Genomic DNA, 14,973 nt, shown 5'->3' with positions numbered 1-14,973 from the left:
TTCTTATTTTTCCTTAGAGAGGAAATTCCTCTCCAGGAGCTTGCGTGCTTCCTTGCCGGCTGGATTGGAAAGGAAGCTGTTTGTTGAGATTTCCATTGCTGCTATGTGATACTCCATCCAGCCATGGAGTGCCAGCCGAAAGTTTTTGCGGAAGCGGGTCTTTTTGATCAGCGCCTTCGCCTCCGGGTCAATGGTGTCCGCCAGGATCACCAGGGTCACAAAAGAGGACATGTGCTCCTTGTTGGGCATGATATGGCTCATGCCCGCTTCTCTGGATACGTCGATCTGCTTTTGCAGCGTTTCCACATCCAGATGCTCCGTCAGGTAAAAATAAACGTATTCATGGTTTTCCACGGCGTTGAGTACATGCTTCTTGCTGATGAGGTAATTCTCATCCCGAAGAAAGAAAAACGCCGTTGCGGGAAAGCTTCCGCCCTCCACCGTCACATCCCGGGCGATGTCGTAATGGTGCGAGTAGGCGTTCAGCAGCTTCTCCAGCCGTTCCTGCCGGGTCATTTCCATGGGCAGTATTCTCCTCTCTTTCCAAAAAAGCGCACATCTTCACTGTTCAGTCGCTATTATACACGCTCTGTTCGTTTTTGTTAAGGGGGTTCCTCAAAATTTGTGTACAATTTGTGAATAAGCCGTTAAAAATTGTGGATTGTGGTAAATGTTTTTCCTCTTTTGACAAATTTCCTCTCTGTTTCCAACATTTATAATCGTTTTCCTTTGTGCATTTTGCTGTTTTGCCTGAGAAATTTCTGATTGGTTGTCCTCTCCGGCCTTCGGATGGAAAAAGCAGCCTTTGGAAAATACAGCTCTTCCAAAGGCTGCTTTTTTGCTTTGTGATAACCTTGCAGGCCGTACAATCAATCCTGCAGGGTGCTGATGAGGTGCTTCATGTGGATGCTCATGGCATGGCGGGCACCGTCCTCGTCCCGCTTCATCAGGAACTCCAGAATCATCCGGTTGTCACTGAGGGCCACGTCCTGCATGTGCTGGCGATTCTGGGATATCTGGAGAATCTCGTTGACAGCACTGTTGATGATCGGGTACAGCCGCCGCATATATTCATTGTGGGAGGCCTTGATGATGGCCCAGTGGAACTCCTGGTCCGCCAGAGGCCAGTCGCCCCCCTCGGCGGCAATGCGCTCCACCCGCCTGGCCCGCTTTTCGATCTGGGCCAGCTCATCGTCCGTGGCCCGCAGGCAGGCCAGGGCCACGGTGGCCGGCTCAAAGATCAGCCGCATCTCAAACAGGTCCTTGGCCCGGACCCGGGACCGCAGTCCCGCCAGGCTGGTCAGGTCCAGCCCCGCCGCCGGAAGCTCCTCCGCCACAAAGGTTCCCTTGCCCCGACGAATCTCCAGCACACCCTGGGCCACCAGGAAGGAGATGGCCTCCCGCAGAGTGGTGCGGCTGACCTTCAGTTCCCCGCTGAGGTCATTCTCGTTGGGCAGCTTACTGCCTGGGGCATAGCGCTGTTCCTCCACGATCATCTCATACAGCCGGTCGGATGTCTGCTCCGACAGCTTTGCTTTCTTGATTTCCGCCATAAGGTCCCCTCCCGTCAGGAGCTTTTCGTTTCTTTTAGAATACTATACCGACTTTTTATCGAAAAAACAAGGCCCCTCTTGACATCACACTTTTTGAGATGTACAATGACATCATACCACATATCAAGAAATAATACAACGTTGTTTTGGGAGGTGGCCGATTCTTGCTTGCCACATCATTTTGTTCCCACCGCCTCTCCATTGTCACCGGCCACTACGGCACCGGCAAAACGGAATTCGCCGTAAACCTGGCTCTGGCCATGGCCCGGGATGGGGAACGGGTCATGATGGCGGACCTGGACATCGTCAACCCCTACTTCCGTTCCCGGGAGCGCAGGAAGGTCCTGGAGGAAGCCGGGATCCGGCTGATCTCCTCCTCCCAGGCCTGTTCCGATGCGGATGTACCCGCCCTGCCGGCGGAGCTGCTGACCATTCTGGAGGACCGGAGCATCCGGGGCATTCTGGACATCGGCGGCGATCCCGTGGGTGCCCGGGTACTGGCCCGGTTCCAGCCCAGGATCGTCATGGAGGACTACCAGCTGATCTACGTGCTGAACGCCAACCGGCCGGAGGTGCGGGAAGCGGAAAATGCCATCGCCTACCTCCGGGGCATTGAGGCCACCACCGGCCTCACCTGCACCGCCATCGTCAACAACACCCACCTCTGCGGGGAAACCACCGAGGAGGAGATCCGCAAGGGCGCGGCCCTGGCGGCGGAGGTGTCCCGGGAGACCGGCATCCCGGTGCTGTGCCACGTGGCGGAGGAGAAATTCATTCCAAGCCTGTCTGATCTTGCGGAAACCGTGTTTCCGATCACCATTCAAATGAGAAAGCCGTGGGAATGACCACGCAAACAGGGAAGGAGGACCACATCACCATGAGCGCGAAAGTTACATTCAATTCTGACCGCTGCAAGGGGTGCGAGCTGTGCACCACCGTGTGTCCCAAGCACATCGTCGTCATCGACATGGAGGCGATCAACCGCAAAGGCTATCACCCCGCCACCGTGTCGGACATGGAGCAGTGCATCGGCTGTGCCAGCTGCGCCAAGATCTGCCCGGATTCCATCATCACCGTGGAAAAATTCTGAAGAAGGAGGTCATTCACCATGGCAAAGGAATTGTGGAAGGGTAACGAAGCCATCGCCGAGGCTGCCATCCGCGCCGGCTGCGACTGCTTCTTCGGTTATCCCATCACGCCCCAGAGCGAAGTCCCCGAGTACATGTCCGTGCACCTGCCCAAGGCGGGCGGTGTGTTCGTCCAGTCCGAATCCGAGGTTGCGGCCATCAACATGGTTTACGGCGCTGCCGGCGCCGGCATGCGGGCCATGACCTCCTCCTCCTCTCCCGGCATCAGCCTGAAGCAGGAGGGCATTACATATCTGGCAGGCGCCGAGCTGCCCGCCGTCATCATCAACTGCATGCGCGGCGGTCCGGGCCTGGGCACCATCCAGCCCGGCCAGGGCGATTATTTCCAGGCCACCCGCGGCGGCGGCAACGGTGACTACCGCACGGTGGTCCTGGCTCCCTCCAACGTGCAGGAGACCGTGGACTTCGTCCAGGAGGCCTTCGACATCGCGGACCAGTACCGCAACCCCGTGATGGTGCTCTGCGACGGCCTGATCGGCCAGATGATGGAGCCCATCGAGTGGAAGCCCATTCCCAAGCGGGACCTGCCCGCCAAGGACTGGGCAGCCAACGGCCGTATGGGCCGGGAGAACCAGAACTCCATCACCTCCATCTTCCTGGACGCGGAGGAGTGCGAGGGCCACAACGACCGTCTGACCGCCAAGTATGCCGAGATGGAGAAAAATGAAGTCCGCTGGGAAGAGGTCCAGTGTGAGGACGCGGAGGTCCTCATCACCGCTTACGGCACCCCCGCCCGAATTGCCCTGACTGCGCTGGAGGCTCTGCGGGCCGAGGGCATCAAGGCAGGCCTGTTCCGCCCCATCACCCTGTGGCCCTTCCCCGAGAAGGCGCTGCACGAGCTGGCGGGCAAGGAGCACATCAAGGCCATCCTGGACGTGGAAATGAGCACCACCGGCCAGATGCTGGACGATGTCCGGCTGGCTGTGGAGGGCCAGAAGCCCATCAGCTATCTGGGCCACGCCGGCGGCATCATGCCCACCGTGGAAGAGATGATCGAATGGGCCAGAAAGGCCTTGAAGGAGGTCAAGTGATATGGCGATCGTATATCAGAAGTCCGCTGGACTGACCGACAAGGAACTGCATTACTGCCCCGGTTGCCATCACGGCATTATCCACAAGCTGGTGGCGGAATCCCTGGTGGAGCTGGGACTGCTGGACGGCGCCATCGGCGTCTGCCCCGTGGGCTGCTCCGTGTTTGCCTACAAATATTTCTCCTGTGACATGATGGAGGCCGCCCATGGCCGCGCTCCCGCCGTTGCCACCGGCATCAAGCGCACCCATCCCAATCAGGCCGTGTTCACCTACCAGGGCGACGGCGACCTGGCCTCCATCGGTGCCGCCGAGATTGTCCACGCTGCCATGCGCGGTGAGAAGTTCACCACCATTTTCGTCAACAACGCCATTTACGGCATGACCGGCGGCCAGATGGCCCCCACCACTCTGATCGGTCAGCGGGCCACCACCTGCCAAAGCGGCCGTACCGTGGAGCAGGCCGGTATGCCCATCCGCGTGGCGGAGATGCTGTCCACCCTGGACGGCTGCGTCTACGCCGAGCGTGTCTGCGTCACCGACATTGCCAACCTGAACAAGGCCAAGAAGGCCATCAAGACGGCGTTCCAGAAGCAGATGGCCGGCGAGGGCTTCACTTTCGTGGAGGTCCTGTCCACCTGTCCCACCAACTGGGGCATGACGCCGCTGAAGGCCAATCAGTGGCTGAAGGAGAACATGGCCGCGTACTATCCTCTGGGAGTCATCAAGGATAAGCCGATCAGTGCGGAGGTGAAATAAGATGAAAAAGCAGATCATCATTTCCGGTTTCGGCGGCCAGGGCGGTCTGGCCATTGGGAAGAACCTGGCGGAGGCCGGCATGGACGAGGGCCTGAACGTCACCTGGGCTCCCTCCTACGGTCCCGAGATGCGCGGCGGTACCGCCAACTGCTCCGTGGTCCTCTCCGACAAGCCCGTAGGCTCTCCTGTTTTTGCCCGCTGCACGGAGCTGATCGCGTTAAATGAACCCTCTCTCATCAAATTTGAAGAAGGCGTCCTCCCCGGCGGCACAGTCTTTGTCAACAGCGACGTGGTCACCGACAAGGTATCCCGTCCGGACCTGACTGCTTACTATATCCCCTGCGCCAAGATCGCCGAGGAGGTTGGCAACTCCAAAGTAGGCAACATGGTCATGCTGGGCGCTTACGTGGCGGCCACCAAGATCCTGAAGCCCGAGACCATCGAGAAGATGATCGAGACGATGTTCGCCGGTCCCAAGGCCAAGTTCATTCCCCTGAACATTGAGGCTTTCCGCCGCGGCATGGCCTGCATCCAGTAACACGCTCCTTCCTTACCAAAACACGCAGCGGTCCGGTGAAAACCGGACCGCTGTCCTTCTCTCAGGGGTATCTGCCCCGTGGTTGTCCCTGTGCGGGAACCAGCTGCCCGTTCCCGATGTATTCTATGCATTTTACCGCTTGACTTTGCACGGTCATCAGCGTATAAAGGTAATAAGATTGGCGAACTGTTGCCGTGCTGTCGCGGAACACGCCACGGAAGTCTGACTTTCGCCTCTCCCACGGTGTGGGACTGCGCGAAGGTCTTTTTTCTTACAAATTCCAAATCATGTATAGATAAGGAGAGTTTGTTATGCTGGATATCAAGATCACCAAAACAACTGCCCCCAAGGCGAAGCCTGCCGATGAGAGCAAGCTGGGCTTCGGTAAGCTCTTCAGCGACCACATGTTCCTGATGGACTACACCGACGGTGAAGGCTGGCACGACGCCCGCATTGTCCCCTACGCTCCCTTTGAGCTGGATCCCGCCTGCGTGGTGTTCCACTACGCCCAGGAGATCTTCGAGGGCATGAAGGCCTACCGCACCGCTGACAACACCATTCAGCTCTTCCGTCCTGACTGCAACGCGCAGCGGATGCAGGATTCTTCCGACCGTCTGTGCATCCCCCAGATCCCCGTCGAGGACTTTGTCCAGGCCGTCAAGGCTCTGGTGGAAGTCGACAAGGACTGGGTCCCCCACACCGACGGCGCCTCCCTGTACATCCGTCCCTTCGTGATCGCCTCCGACATCGGTCTAGGCGTCCACGCCAGTAAGCACTACATCTTCTGCATCATCTGCGCCCCCTCCGGCGCCTATTACGCCGAGGGCATCAACCCCGTCCGCATCTATGTCGAAGACGAGTACATCCGTGCCGCCCCCGGCCTGACCGGCTTTACCAAGTGCGGCGGCAACTACGCTGCCTCCATCAAGGCCGGTGAGCTGGCCGAGCAGCAGGGCTTCGCCCAGGTGCTGTGGCTGGACGGCGTGGAGAAGAAGTACGTTGAGGAAGTCGGCAGCATGAACATCATGTTCAAGATCGACGGCAAGGTCTACACCGCCGCCTGCACCGGCACCGTTCTGCCCGGCGTTACCCGCCGCAGCTGCATCGAGTTGCTGAAAGACTGGGGCTATGAGGTCATCGAGGGCAAGCTGGCCATCGCCGACGTCATGAAGGCCGGCCACGAGGGCCGCCTGGAGGAAGTCTTCGGCACCGGCACCGCCGCTGTCGTGTCCCCCGTCAAGGAGCTGGACTGGAAGGGCGACAAGGTCTTCATCAGCGACGGCAAGATTGGCCCCGTCACTCAGAAGCTGTACGACACCATGACCGGCATGCAGTGGGGCAAGCTGCCCGACACCAAGGGCTGGATCGTTCCCGTCTGCAAGGGCTGAGACATCATTCCATAGAAACCAAAGGAGAGGAGCCGACGGCTCCTCTTCTTTCAGGCTGTCAAAAAAGTCCGGCGGGCTTTTTTGACAGCCTTCACAATGCCTCGCTTTTTTGCCTGCCACGCAGTCCAAAAAGCTGGCCGCTGCGCGGCGCAAACGCCTGCTGCCGCAGGCTTTTTACAGGCATCTGATTCAACACGAGGGGACTCCCGCCCCCTCGTACTCCCCCTGCAAAAACGGACCATTTTACTTCAAACAAGAATTTTCGACACGTCAAAAAGGAGAGGAGCCGACGGCTCCTCTCCTTGTTTTATATACATTATTATAATGTAGCAGCCGCTTCAGGTCTTTGCCTCGATCTTGGCGCCGCACTTGGGACAGGTGATGATGATCTTCCCCTTGCCCACCGGCACCCGGCAGATAGTCTTGCAGCTCTTGCAGGTGAAATACTTGTGGTCCTTGTCGGCGTGGCGGGCTTTTGCGCCGGCGTTTTTGTTCTTTACCCGCCACCACCAGTTCACAAACTTCTGATTTTCCAGCTGCCGTCGGGGCAGGTTCTTGGAGAACATGCGGAAGAAGATCATGAGCATCAGCGGCCACAGCAGGGCCTCGCAGACCATGGCCGGAACCCCCAGCCGCAGAACGCTGAACAGCATCTGCGCCACAAACAGGCCCATGTAGCCCCAGAACAGTGCCCGATTCAGCTGGTCCATTCCGTTGCGGCCATACATGAATCTCGCCACGGCACATCTCAATTTATACAGCATATCTTCGCAAACTCCTTCTGGCGGCGGGTCCGTCGGTCTTTTTCTGTATTTTACTCGCAAACCACGCCCCAGACAACACCCTGCCGCCAGAATTTACAAATTGGTCATTTATTTTTAGCACTCTCTGTGTTATAGTGCTAACTGTTATTAAAAGAAATGAAGGAAGTGCAACCACATCATGGCAAAAAAACAGTTCAAAGCGGAATCCAAGCGGCTCCTGGACCTGATGATCAACTCCATCTACACCCACAAGGAGATTTTCCTGCGGGAGATCATCTCCAACGCCAGCGACGCCTGCGACAAGCTGTGCTACCAGGCTCTGACGGATGACGCCGTGGGCATGAAGCGCAAGGATTTCAAGATTGATCTCTCCGTGGATAAGGAGAACCGCATCATCACCGTCAGTGACAACGGCATCGGCATGGACAAGGAGGACCTGGAGAACAACCTGGGCGTCATCGCCTCCTCCGGCTCCTACAAGTTCAAGCAGGAAGTGGGCGACGACGCCAAGGACACCGACGTCATCGGCCAGTTCGGCGTGGGCTTCTACTCCGCCTTCATGGTGGCAGACCACATCACCGTGGTGACGAAGAAGTACGGCAGCGACACCGCTTACATGTGGCAGTCCGCCGGCGCCGACGGCTACACCATCACCGAGTGCGAAAAGGACTCCGTTGGCACCGACATCATCATGCACGTAAAGCCCGACACCGACGATGAGAAGTACAGTGAGTTCCTGGAATCCTGGCGGCTGCAGGAGCTGGTGCGGAAGTACTCCGACTACATCCGCTTCCCCATCCGCATGGAGGTCAGCAAGACCCGCAAGAAGGAGGGCTGTCCCGACGACAAGCCTGAGTACGAGACCTATCAGGAGATCGAGACCCTCAACTCCATGGTGCCCATCTGGCAGCGCCGGAAGTCCAGCGTGAAACCCGAGGAATACAACAAGTTCTACCGGGACAAGTTCCACGACTACACCGACCCCCAGAAGGTCATCACCGTGTCCGCCGAGGGCGCTGTCACCTACAAGGCCCTGCTGTTCATCCCCGGCGCCACCCCCTACGACTACTACACCAAGGAGTATGAAAAGGGCCTGCAGCTCTACTCCAACGGCGTACTTATCATGGACAAGTGCGCCGACCTGCTGCCGGAGCACTTCCGCTTTGTCCGGGGCGTGGTGGACTCCCCCGACCTGAGCCTGAACATCTCCCGGGAGCTGCTGCAGCATGACCGCCAGCTGAAAGTGATCGCCACCAACCTGGAGAAGAAGATCAAGAACGAGCTGGTCAAGATGCTGAAGGATGACCGGGAGGGCTACGAGACCTTCTGGAAGAACTTTGGCCGCCAGATCAAGTTCGGCGTCACCGCGGACTACGGTGCCAACAAGGACCTGCTCTCCGACCTGCTGCTGTTCTACTCCTCCAAGGAGAAGAAGCTGGTCACGCTGGAGGAGTACGTGGGCCGCATGCAGGAGGACCAGAAATATATCTACTACGCCTCCGGCGAGGCCCTGGACAAGGTGGACAAGCTGCCCCAGACAGAGCTGCTGAAGGACAAGGACATCGAGATCCTCTACTTCACCGAGGACATTGACGAGTTCTGCGCCCAGGTGGTCCGGGACAAGGACGGCAAGGAGCTGCGCTCCGTCCTGGACCAGGAAATCGAGGAGGGCGCCGAAAAGAAGGCCGAGGAGGCCGCCGGTGAGCATAAGGCCGCCTTCGACTTCGTGAAGGAGGCCCTGGGCGACCAGGTAAAGGAAGTGAAGGCCTCCTCCCGTCTGAAGTCCCACCCCGTCTGTCTCACCGCCGGCGAGGGCCTGAGCTTCGAGATGGAGAAGTATTTCCACGCCGTCCAGCCCGACTCTCCCATTAAGGCCGACCGCATCCTGGAGCTGAACGTGGAGCATCCCGCCTTTGCCGCCCTGGAGGCCGCCGTGACGGAGGACCCCGAGAAGGCGAAAAAGTACGCCACGCTGCTGTACGATCAGGCCCTGCTGATCGCGGGCCTGCCCCTGGAGGATCCCTCCGCCTACACCGACCTGGTGTGCGAGTTGATGAAATAACGAAAAAACCTGCCCGCTGCAGCGGGCAGGTTTTTTGATGGCTGTATTACCGGCCGGGCTTGGCTTCCCAGGCCTCGTGGTCCGTGTGCAGCAGATGGTGAGACTTCTCCCCCAGGGGCTTTTTCAGATAAGCCCGGTACAGAGCCTGCACATCCGGATTCTCGTGGGAGAACCGAATGGGTGCTTTGGCATCCAGCTTCCACAGCTGGCTGCCCCGGGAGGCCGCCATCTCCACGCCCTCGTGGATGGGCTGTCCGCCGCCGCCGGCGCAGCCGCCGGGACAGGCCATGACTTCCACGAAGTCGTAGTCCACCTCGCCGTTGTCTACGGCCTCCATCAGTTTCCGGGTATTAGCCAGGCCGCTGACCACCGCCACCCGGACCTTTCCGGCGCCCGGGATGTCAAAGGCGGCTTCCTTCCAGGGCTTGCTGCCCCGCACCTGCTCAAAGGCATCCGGATCGGGATTTTTGCCGGTCACCAGATAGTAGGCACTGCGCAGGGCCGCGTCCATGACGCCGCCGGTGGCGCCGAAGATGACCGCCGCGCCGGTGCCGCTGCCCAGGGGGCTGTCGAACTCCATTTCCTCCAGGTCGGCGGGCACGATGCAGTCGCTGCGGAACAGGCGCACCAGCTCCCGGGTGGTCAGCACCACATCCACGTCCCGGTCGCCGTAGGCGTCCTTCATGGTAGGCAGCTCGCTCTCCGCCTTTTTGGCGGAGCAAGGCATGATGGAGACCACGCACAGCTTGTGGGGGTCAATGCCCATTTTCTCGGCAAAGTAGCTCTTGGCCACCGCGCCGAACATCTGCTGAGGGGACTTGGCAGTGGAGAGGTTCTCCGTATAGATGGGGAACTCCGTCTTGAGGAACCGCACCCAGCCGGGGCAGCAGGAGGTGAACATGGGCCAGCGGTACTTCCCACGGTGGGTGAACCGTTCGATAAACTCACTGCCCTCCTCCATGATGGTCAGATCAGCGGAGAAGTTGGTGTCGAACACATAGTCAAAGCCCAGACGCTTCAGGGCCGCCACCAGCTTGCCCACAGGCACCTGCTTGCTCTTGTTCACCACGCCGAACACCTCCGCCCAGGCCACCCGGACAGCAGGAGCCACCTGGACCACGGTGGTGATCTCCGGGTCCGCCAGGGCCCGCAGGACCTTTGTGGTATCGTCCCGGACCGTCAGGGCGCCGGTGGGGCAGTGAGTGACACACTGTCCGCAGAACACGCAGGCGGTGTTTTTCAGATAGCGGTTGTAGCTGACATCCACGGTGGTGCGGGAGCCGGTGCCCGCCACGTCCCAGATGTGCATGCCCTGGATCTTGTCACAGACCTGGACGCAGCGCATGCACTTGATGCACTTGCTGGCCTCCCGGACGATGGGGACGCTCAGGTCCACCCGGGAGCGCTCCGGCTGCACATCGTAGGGCTGATAGTGGATATTCAGGTCGTGGGACAGCTTCTGCAGCTCGCAGTAGCCGCTTCGGACATAGGTGGTGCAGTTGGAGTTATGCTGGCTGAGGATCAGCCGCAGGTTGGTCTTCCGGGCCTGCCGGACCCGGGGGGAGTTGGTCTGGATCACCATTCCCTCCGCCACCTCCGTGTTGCAGGCGGGGACCAGGCGGTTGATACCCTCCACCTCCACCACGCACATACGGCAGGCGGCGATTTCGTTGATCTCCTTCAGGAAGCACAGATGAGGAATGGGGATGCCGGCCTTCTCGGCGGCTTCCAGGATGGTGGTGCCCTTTGCGGCAGACAGCTCCCGGTCATTGATCTTGAAGTTTACCATTTCTCCACACGTCCTCCCTTGAAGTTTCCGTAGCCAAAGTGGTCGCAGCGTAGGCAACGGGCGGACTCCTGGGCTGCCTCTTCGTCCGTCATGCCGCACTCGATGCACTGGAAGTCGCACTTGCGCTCGCTGGCATCACGCTCGCTGGAATTCACGCGGCCGCAGGGCTGAATGCCCTTACTGAAAGCCGCGGGCACTGTGACATCCACCTTGATCTCATGGTTGAAGCCCAGATACTCGTCGATGTTGGCAGCAGCCGCCTTGCCGGCCGCGATGGCCCGGATGACGGTGGCGGGGCCGGTGACGCAGTCGCCGCCGGCGAACACGCCCTCCATATCGGGGATCTGGGTGCTGGTATTGGCAGCCACGTTGCCGCCTCGCTGGATCTTGATGCCGCTCTCCTCCAGGCCCCGGGACTCGATACCCTGGCCGATGGCCACGATGGCGGTGTCCGCCGGGATCCGCAGGGGTTCCACGGCCGCGGTGTTGGGCCGGGGACGGCCGGCCTTGTCCATCTCACCGATGATCTGGGGCTGGGTCCAGAGGGCCGTCACGTGGCCGTTTTCGTCGGCCTCGATCTTCAGCGGCGCCTGGAGAGTCAGGACCTCGGCGCCCTCAGCGATGGCGCCCTCCACTTCCTCCTGCTGGGCCGTCATATCCTCCTGACGGCGGCGGTAGACACAGGTGACTTTGGCGGCACCCAGGCGGATGGCGCTGCGGGTCACGTCCATGGCCACGTTACCGCCGCCGATGACCGCCACGTTCTGGCCGGTGAAGTCAGGCATCTCCTCGTCGCCGATGCGGCGCAGCATCTCCACGGCGGAGATGACGCCCTGGCTGTCCTCCCCCTCGATGCCGGTCTTCTTGTCGGTATGGGCGCCGATGGAGATGTACAGGCAGTCATGCTCCTTCCGGAGCTGGTCGAAGGTGACATCCTGGCCCACCTTCACGCCGGTCTTGACTTCAATACCAAGAGACAGGATGGAGTCGATCTCCGCGTCCAGCTTCTCCCGGGGGAAGCGGTAGCTGGGGATGCCATAGCGCATCATGCCGCCCAGCTTGGTCTGCTTCTCGTAGACCGTGACCTTGTGGCCCATGAGGGCCAGGTAGTAGGCGGCGGAAAGGCCGCCGGGACCGCCGCCGATGATGGCAACGGACTTGCCGGTAGCAGGAGCCTTCTTGGGCTGGGGTACATTGCCGGCGTGGTCCACGGCGTAGCGCTTCAGCCCACGGATGTTCAGGGCGTCATCCACCATGTTGCGGCGGCAGCGGGCCTCGCAGGGATGCTCGCAGATATAGGCGCAGGCGGTGGGGAAGGGGTTGTCCTTCCGGATAAGCCGCACGGCATCGGCGCAGCGGCCCTCGTTCACCAGGGAGATGTACCCGGGGATATCCACACCGGCGGGGCACAGGGCCACACAGGGCACGGGGTTCTTCAGGCTGCCCAGGCAGCGGTGATGGAGGATGTGCTCCTCATAGTCATCCCGGAAGCCCTTCAGGCCCATCAGCACCAGGTTGGCGGCGTCAATACCGATGGCACAGTCCGCCGTGTCCACGATGACCTGGGCGGTGGCCTCGATCCGGTCCAGGATCTTCAGCTCAGGCTCACCCTCCAGCACCTCCCGGATCATGTTGGAAAGCTGGGTCAGGCCAATACGGCAGGGCACGCACTTGCCGCAGGTCTGGGCCTGGCACAGGTTCAGGAAATTCAGCGCCATATCCACAGGGCAAAGGCCCGGAGGGCTGGCGGCAATCCGCCGTTCCATGTTCCGATACAGCTGCTCCACCACGGCCTGTGCCTGGCCGGGCATCTTTACTTCCAGTCTGCTCATATGATGATCCTCCTCCCGGTCGGTATCCCAAAGAGTTGCGATACCGCAAACCATTTGCGCAAATTATAGCGCAATATTTGCGCAAATGCAAGCATTTTCTAAAAATTTTTTAGGTGGCATAAAAGTTTGTTATTTCGCAAACAGCCCGAAAAACAAGCCGGCCCCCCTACGGGGGACCGGCTTTTCCTGCGGCTGTAAGACACGCTCTCCCTTGAAAGCGAAGTGACCCATCAGGCCCCATGCTCCCATCTTTGGGAGTTTTTTCCACAACTTTTTCCGACTGTTTTACAGGTGATGATCCCGCAGGAGCCGCTTTGCCTGCTCCCACAGCTCATCGCTGACGGTCTGGATCACCGCCACCTTTTTCACCAGCTCCGGCAGTGCCTGCACCAATTCCGCCTCCACCAGGGTCTCGTTGGTCAGGTCTGCGGAGGGGCACCCGGCGCACTGGCCCAGCAGCTTCACATACAGCACGCCATCCTCCAGATGGTCGATCTCGATCTCTCCGCCGTGAGCCCGCAGGGACGGCCGGACCTTCTCGTCCAGCACGGCTTCAATGCGTTTCATATCTTCACTCATGGGTGTTTTCCTCCTGTTGCGCCGCTCTGGCGGCGGCAATATCGTCCCGGATGCGGCGCCGGGTGTCGTCAAACAACAGCTCCTTGTTGTGGCGGAAATAGGCGTCACAGCCGAAATTCTCCACAAACCAGCTGGTGTCGTGGCCGGAGGTGATCTCCGTCACGAAGATCACCAGTTCCTGGCTCTGACCGAAGGTCTGCTCCAGAAAGCGGAAGGCGTTGTCGAACCGGGCACCGGCCTCCGCCGCCAGAGCCCTGCGCTTCTCCACCTCTCCGCCGAACCAGCCCCGGACTGCCTCCATAGCCTCGCCGGAGGCGGTGATCTCCTCCTTTACCAGCCGCTGGCGGTAGTCCTCCAGTGCATGGATCTCCCGCAGCCCCAGGTCCCGGGTCTCCTTGTCCATCTGGCCGGCCTCTTTGGCCCGCTTCAGCTTCTCCTGCCGCTGCCAGAGCAATTGAGCCAGCACCGCCTGAGGCTCGGCGTCGGCGATCTTGCCCTTGAAGTCCGTCAGGGCGGTGTGGAGGGCGGTGGTCAGTTCATCCTGCCGCCGGGTCTCCCGGGCGGCTTCCGCCAGGCGGCTCAGCAGCAGACCCATGACGGACAGTTTCTCGTCAAAGGGCGCCTCCCGCAGCTCCAGCATGGTGATGCTCTGCCAGGTGCCCGTCAGGATGTCCTCCACGTGGTAGGTCCGCTGGTACTTGTAATAGAGCTCCAGATAGTTGGCAAAGTCCTTGGCCACCCGGGGCAGCTGGATGTACTGGCCCACCACCTCCCGGTCCACCCGGAGGCCCAGCTTCTCGTAGGCGATAATCAGCTCGCTCAGATCCTCCCAGCCGCGGGCGGTGGCGAACTGCAGGCCGTCCACTGTGGTCTCGATGCGGTAGAAGTTCTCCTTCTTGATATCCAGATAGGAGATGACCGCGCCGTGGAGGCCCTTCCGGTAGGCGTACTCCTTCCAGACAGCGAAGTCCCCCTCCACGTCGATGCGCTTCACACGGTCCAGGGTCACCACGTCGAAGTCCCGGACGGACTTGTTGTACTCCGGCGGATTGCCCGCCGCCACGATCAGCCAGCCCTCCGGCAGCCGCTGGTTGCCGAAGGTCTTGCACTGCAAAAATTGCAGCATCATGGGAGCCAGGGTCTCGCTGACGCAGTTGATCTCGTCCAGGAAGAGGATGCCCTCCTTGATGCCTGTCCGCTCCATCAGCTGGTATACGGAGGCCAGGATCTCGCTCATAGTGTATTCCGTGACGGAGAATTCCTCCCCGCCGTAAGTGCGCTTTTCAATGAAAGGCAGGCCGATGGCGCTCTGGCGGGTGTGGTGGGTGATGGTGTAGGCCACCAGCCCCACGCCCTCCTCCGCCGCGATCTGCTCCATGATCTGGGTCTTGCCGATGCCCGGAGGGCCCATCAGCAGCACGGGCCGCTGACGGACAGCGGGGATCAGGTAATTGCCCAGCCCGTCACGGGTGAGATACGCCTTTAGGGTGTTGGCGATCTCCTGTTTTGCCTGTTTGATGTTCATATCGTCA

At 60.2% G+C, this 14,973-nt stretch carries 14 protein-coding genes; 7 read left to right on the top strand and 7 right to left on the bottom strand.

From position 1 onward, the window contains the following. Positions 1 to 3 precede the first annotated feature (3 nt). Both JQM66_RS00470 and JQM66_RS00465 read right to left on the bottom strand, forming a co-directional pair. Positions 4 to 522 carry a hypothetical protein gene (locus JQM66_RS00470; RefSeq protein ID WP_235227853.1) on the bottom strand — a complete coding sequence of 173 codons (519 nt, stop codon included), beginning with the start codon at positions 520 to 522 and terminating at the stop codon, positions 4 to 6. 347 nt (positions 523 to 869) lie between these two features. Next, complete coding sequence (locus JQM66_RS00465; RefSeq protein ID WP_235227852.1) at positions 870 to 1,553, bottom strand: FadR/GntR family transcriptional regulator; 684 nt, start codon at positions 1,551 to 1,553, stop codon at positions 870 to 872. Positions 1,554 to 1,717: 164 nt separating this feature from the next. Here JQM66_RS00465 and JQM66_RS00460 point away from each other — a divergent pair, with 164 nt between their 5' ends. The 6 genes from JQM66_RS00460 to JQM66_RS00435 all read left to right on the top strand — a co-directional run bounded on the left by JQM66_RS00460 (position 1,718) and on the right by JQM66_RS00435 (position 6,415). Then, entirely contained in the window at positions 1,718 to 2,398 is a 681-nt protein-coding gene (locus JQM66_RS00460; protein WP_235227851.1) for a nucleotide-binding protein, read from the top strand. A gap of 32 nt (positions 2,399 to 2,430) precedes the next feature. Then, a complete protein-coding gene (locus JQM66_RS00455; RefSeq protein ID WP_235227850.1) occupies positions 2,431 to 2,643 on the top strand; it encodes a 4Fe-4S dicluster domain-containing protein in 213 nt (70 codons plus the stop codon). An 18-nt stretch (positions 2,644 to 2,661) separates the two neighbouring features. After that, on the top strand, positions 2,662 to 3,732 hold the full coding sequence (locus JQM66_RS00450) for a 3-methyl-2-oxobutanoate dehydrogenase subunit VorB (RefSeq protein WP_235227849.1): 1,071 nt from the start codon (positions 2,662 to 2,664) through the stop codon (positions 3,730 to 3,732). 1 nt (position 3,733) lies between these two features. Then, positions 3,734 to 4,489 (top strand): thiamine pyrophosphate-dependent enzyme, encoded by a 756-nt coding sequence (locus tag JQM66_RS00445; RefSeq protein WP_235227848.1) that lies wholly within the window; start codon positions 3,734 to 3,736, stop codon positions 4,487 to 4,489. 1 nt (position 4,490) lies between these two features. Then, positions 4,491 to 5,027: a 2-oxoacid:acceptor oxidoreductase family protein gene (locus tag JQM66_RS00440; RefSeq protein ID WP_235227847.1), complete on the top strand. Its 537-nt coding sequence runs from the start codon at positions 4,491 to 4,493 to the stop codon at positions 5,025 to 5,027. A gap of 311 nt (positions 5,028 to 5,338) precedes the next feature. Further along, positions 5,339 to 6,415 (top strand): branched-chain amino acid aminotransferase, encoded by a 1,077-nt coding sequence (locus JQM66_RS00435; RefSeq protein WP_235227846.1) that lies wholly within the window; start codon positions 5,339 to 5,341, stop codon positions 6,413 to 6,415. Positions 6,416 to 6,753: 338 nt separating this feature from the next. Here the strand turns inward: JQM66_RS00435 and JQM66_RS00430 are convergent, their stop codons facing one another. After that, a complete protein-coding gene (locus tag JQM66_RS00430; RefSeq protein WP_235227845.1) occupies positions 6,754 to 7,179 on the bottom strand; it encodes a ribonuclease P Rpr2/Rpp21/SNM1 subunit family protein in 426 nt (141 codons plus the stop codon). Between the two features lie 178 nt (positions 7,180 to 7,357). Between JQM66_RS00430 and htpG the strand changes: the two genes are divergently transcribed. Then, the gene (gene htpG, locus JQM66_RS00425) at positions 7,358 to 9,241 is read left to right on the top strand and encodes a molecular chaperone HtpG (RefSeq protein ID WP_235227844.1); all 1,884 of its coding nucleotides are present in this window, start codon (positions 7,358 to 7,360) and stop codon (positions 9,239 to 9,241) included. A 46-nt stretch (positions 9,242 to 9,287) separates the two neighbouring features. Here the strand turns inward: htpG and JQM66_RS00420 are convergent, their stop codons facing one another. The 4 genes from JQM66_RS00420 to JQM66_RS00405 all read right to left on the bottom strand — a co-directional run bounded on the left by JQM66_RS00420 (position 9,288) and on the right by JQM66_RS00405 (position 14,966). Continuing rightward, positions 9,288 to 11,030, bottom strand: a complete 1,743-nt coding sequence (locus JQM66_RS00420) for a [FeFe] hydrogenase, group A (protein WP_235227843.1) — start codon at positions 11,028 to 11,030, stop codon at positions 9,288 to 9,290. Continuing rightward, positions 11,024 to 12,862, bottom strand: coding sequence for an NAD(P)-binding protein (locus JQM66_RS00415; protein ID WP_235227842.1), 1,839 nt, complete (start codon positions 12,860 to 12,862; stop codon positions 11,024 to 11,026). The genes JQM66_RS00420 and JQM66_RS00415 overlap by 7 nt, the downstream gene beginning before the upstream one ends. 285 nt (positions 12,863 to 13,147) lie before the next feature. Then, positions 13,148 to 13,441 carry a NifU family protein gene (locus JQM66_RS00410; protein ID WP_235227841.1) on the bottom strand — a complete coding sequence of 98 codons (294 nt, stop codon included), beginning with the start codon at positions 13,439 to 13,441 and terminating at the stop codon, positions 13,148 to 13,150. Then, positions 13,434 to 14,966 carry an ATP-binding protein gene (locus tag JQM66_RS00405; protein WP_235227840.1) on the bottom strand — a complete coding sequence of 511 codons (1,533 nt, stop codon included), beginning with the start codon at positions 14,964 to 14,966 and terminating at the stop codon, positions 13,434 to 13,436. Before JQM66_RS00405 ends, JQM66_RS00410 begins: the two co-directional genes overlap by 8 nt. Between the last annotated feature and the right edge of the window lie 7 nt (positions 14,967 to 14,973).

It is taken from the genome of Oscillibacter valericigenes, from assembly GCF_021531915.1.
GTDB lineage: Bacteria > Bacillota > Clostridia > Oscillospirales > Oscillospiraceae > Oscillibacter > Oscillibacter valericigenes_A.
The sequence above is the reverse complement of the archived record's forward strand: the minus strand, read 5'-3'. Positions and strand labels throughout refer to the sequence as shown.

What these genes read in the sequence shown, in the direction of transcription:
- JQM66_RS00470 (WP_235227853.1), bottom strand. Translation starts at nt 522, where the DNA reads ATGGAAATGACCCGGCAGGAACGGCTGGAGAAGCTGCTGAACGCCTAC.
- JQM66_RS00465 (WP_235227852.1), bottom strand. Translation starts at nt 1,553, where the DNA reads ATGGCGGAAATCAAGAAAGCAAAGCTGTCGGAGCAGACATCCGACCGG.
- JQM66_RS00455 (WP_235227850.1), top strand. Translation starts at nt 2,431, where the DNA reads ATGAGCGCGAAAGTTACATTCAATTCTGACCGCTGCAAGGGGTGCGAG.
- JQM66_RS00450 (WP_235227849.1), top strand. Translation starts at nt 2,662, where the DNA reads ATGGCAAAGGAATTGTGGAAGGGTAACGAAGCCATCGCCGAGGCTGCC.
- JQM66_RS00445 (WP_235227848.1), top strand. Translation starts at nt 3,734, where the DNA reads ATGGCGATCGTATATCAGAAGTCCGCTGGACTGACCGACAAGGAACTG.
- JQM66_RS00440 (WP_235227847.1), top strand. Translation starts at nt 4,491, where the DNA reads ATGAAAAAGCAGATCATCATTTCCGGTTTCGGCGGCCAGGGCGGTCTG.
- JQM66_RS00435 (WP_235227846.1), top strand. Translation starts at nt 5,339, where the DNA reads ATGCTGGATATCAAGATCACCAAAACAACTGCCCCCAAGGCGAAGCCT.
- JQM66_RS00430 (WP_235227845.1), bottom strand. Translation starts at nt 7,179, where the DNA reads ATGCTGTATAAATTGAGATGTGCCGTGGCGAGATTCATGTATGGCCGC.
- htpG (WP_235227844.1), top strand. Translation starts at nt 7,358, where the DNA reads ATGGCAAAAAAACAGTTCAAAGCGGAATCCAAGCGGCTCCTGGACCTG.
- JQM66_RS00420 (WP_235227843.1), bottom strand. Translation starts at nt 11,030, where the DNA reads ATGGTAAACTTCAAGATCAATGACCGGGAGCTGTCTGCCGCAAAGGGC.
- JQM66_RS00415 (WP_235227842.1), bottom strand. Translation starts at nt 12,862, where the DNA reads ATGAGCAGACTGGAAGTAAAGATGCCCGGCCAGGCACAGGCCGTGGTG.
- JQM66_RS00410 (WP_235227841.1), bottom strand. Translation starts at nt 13,441, where the DNA reads ATGAGTGAAGATATGAAACGCATTGAAGCCGTGCTGGACGAGAAGGTC.
- JQM66_RS00405 (WP_235227840.1), bottom strand. Translation starts at nt 14,966, where the DNA reads ATGAACATCAAACAGGCAAAACAGGAGATCGCCAACACCCTAAAGGCG.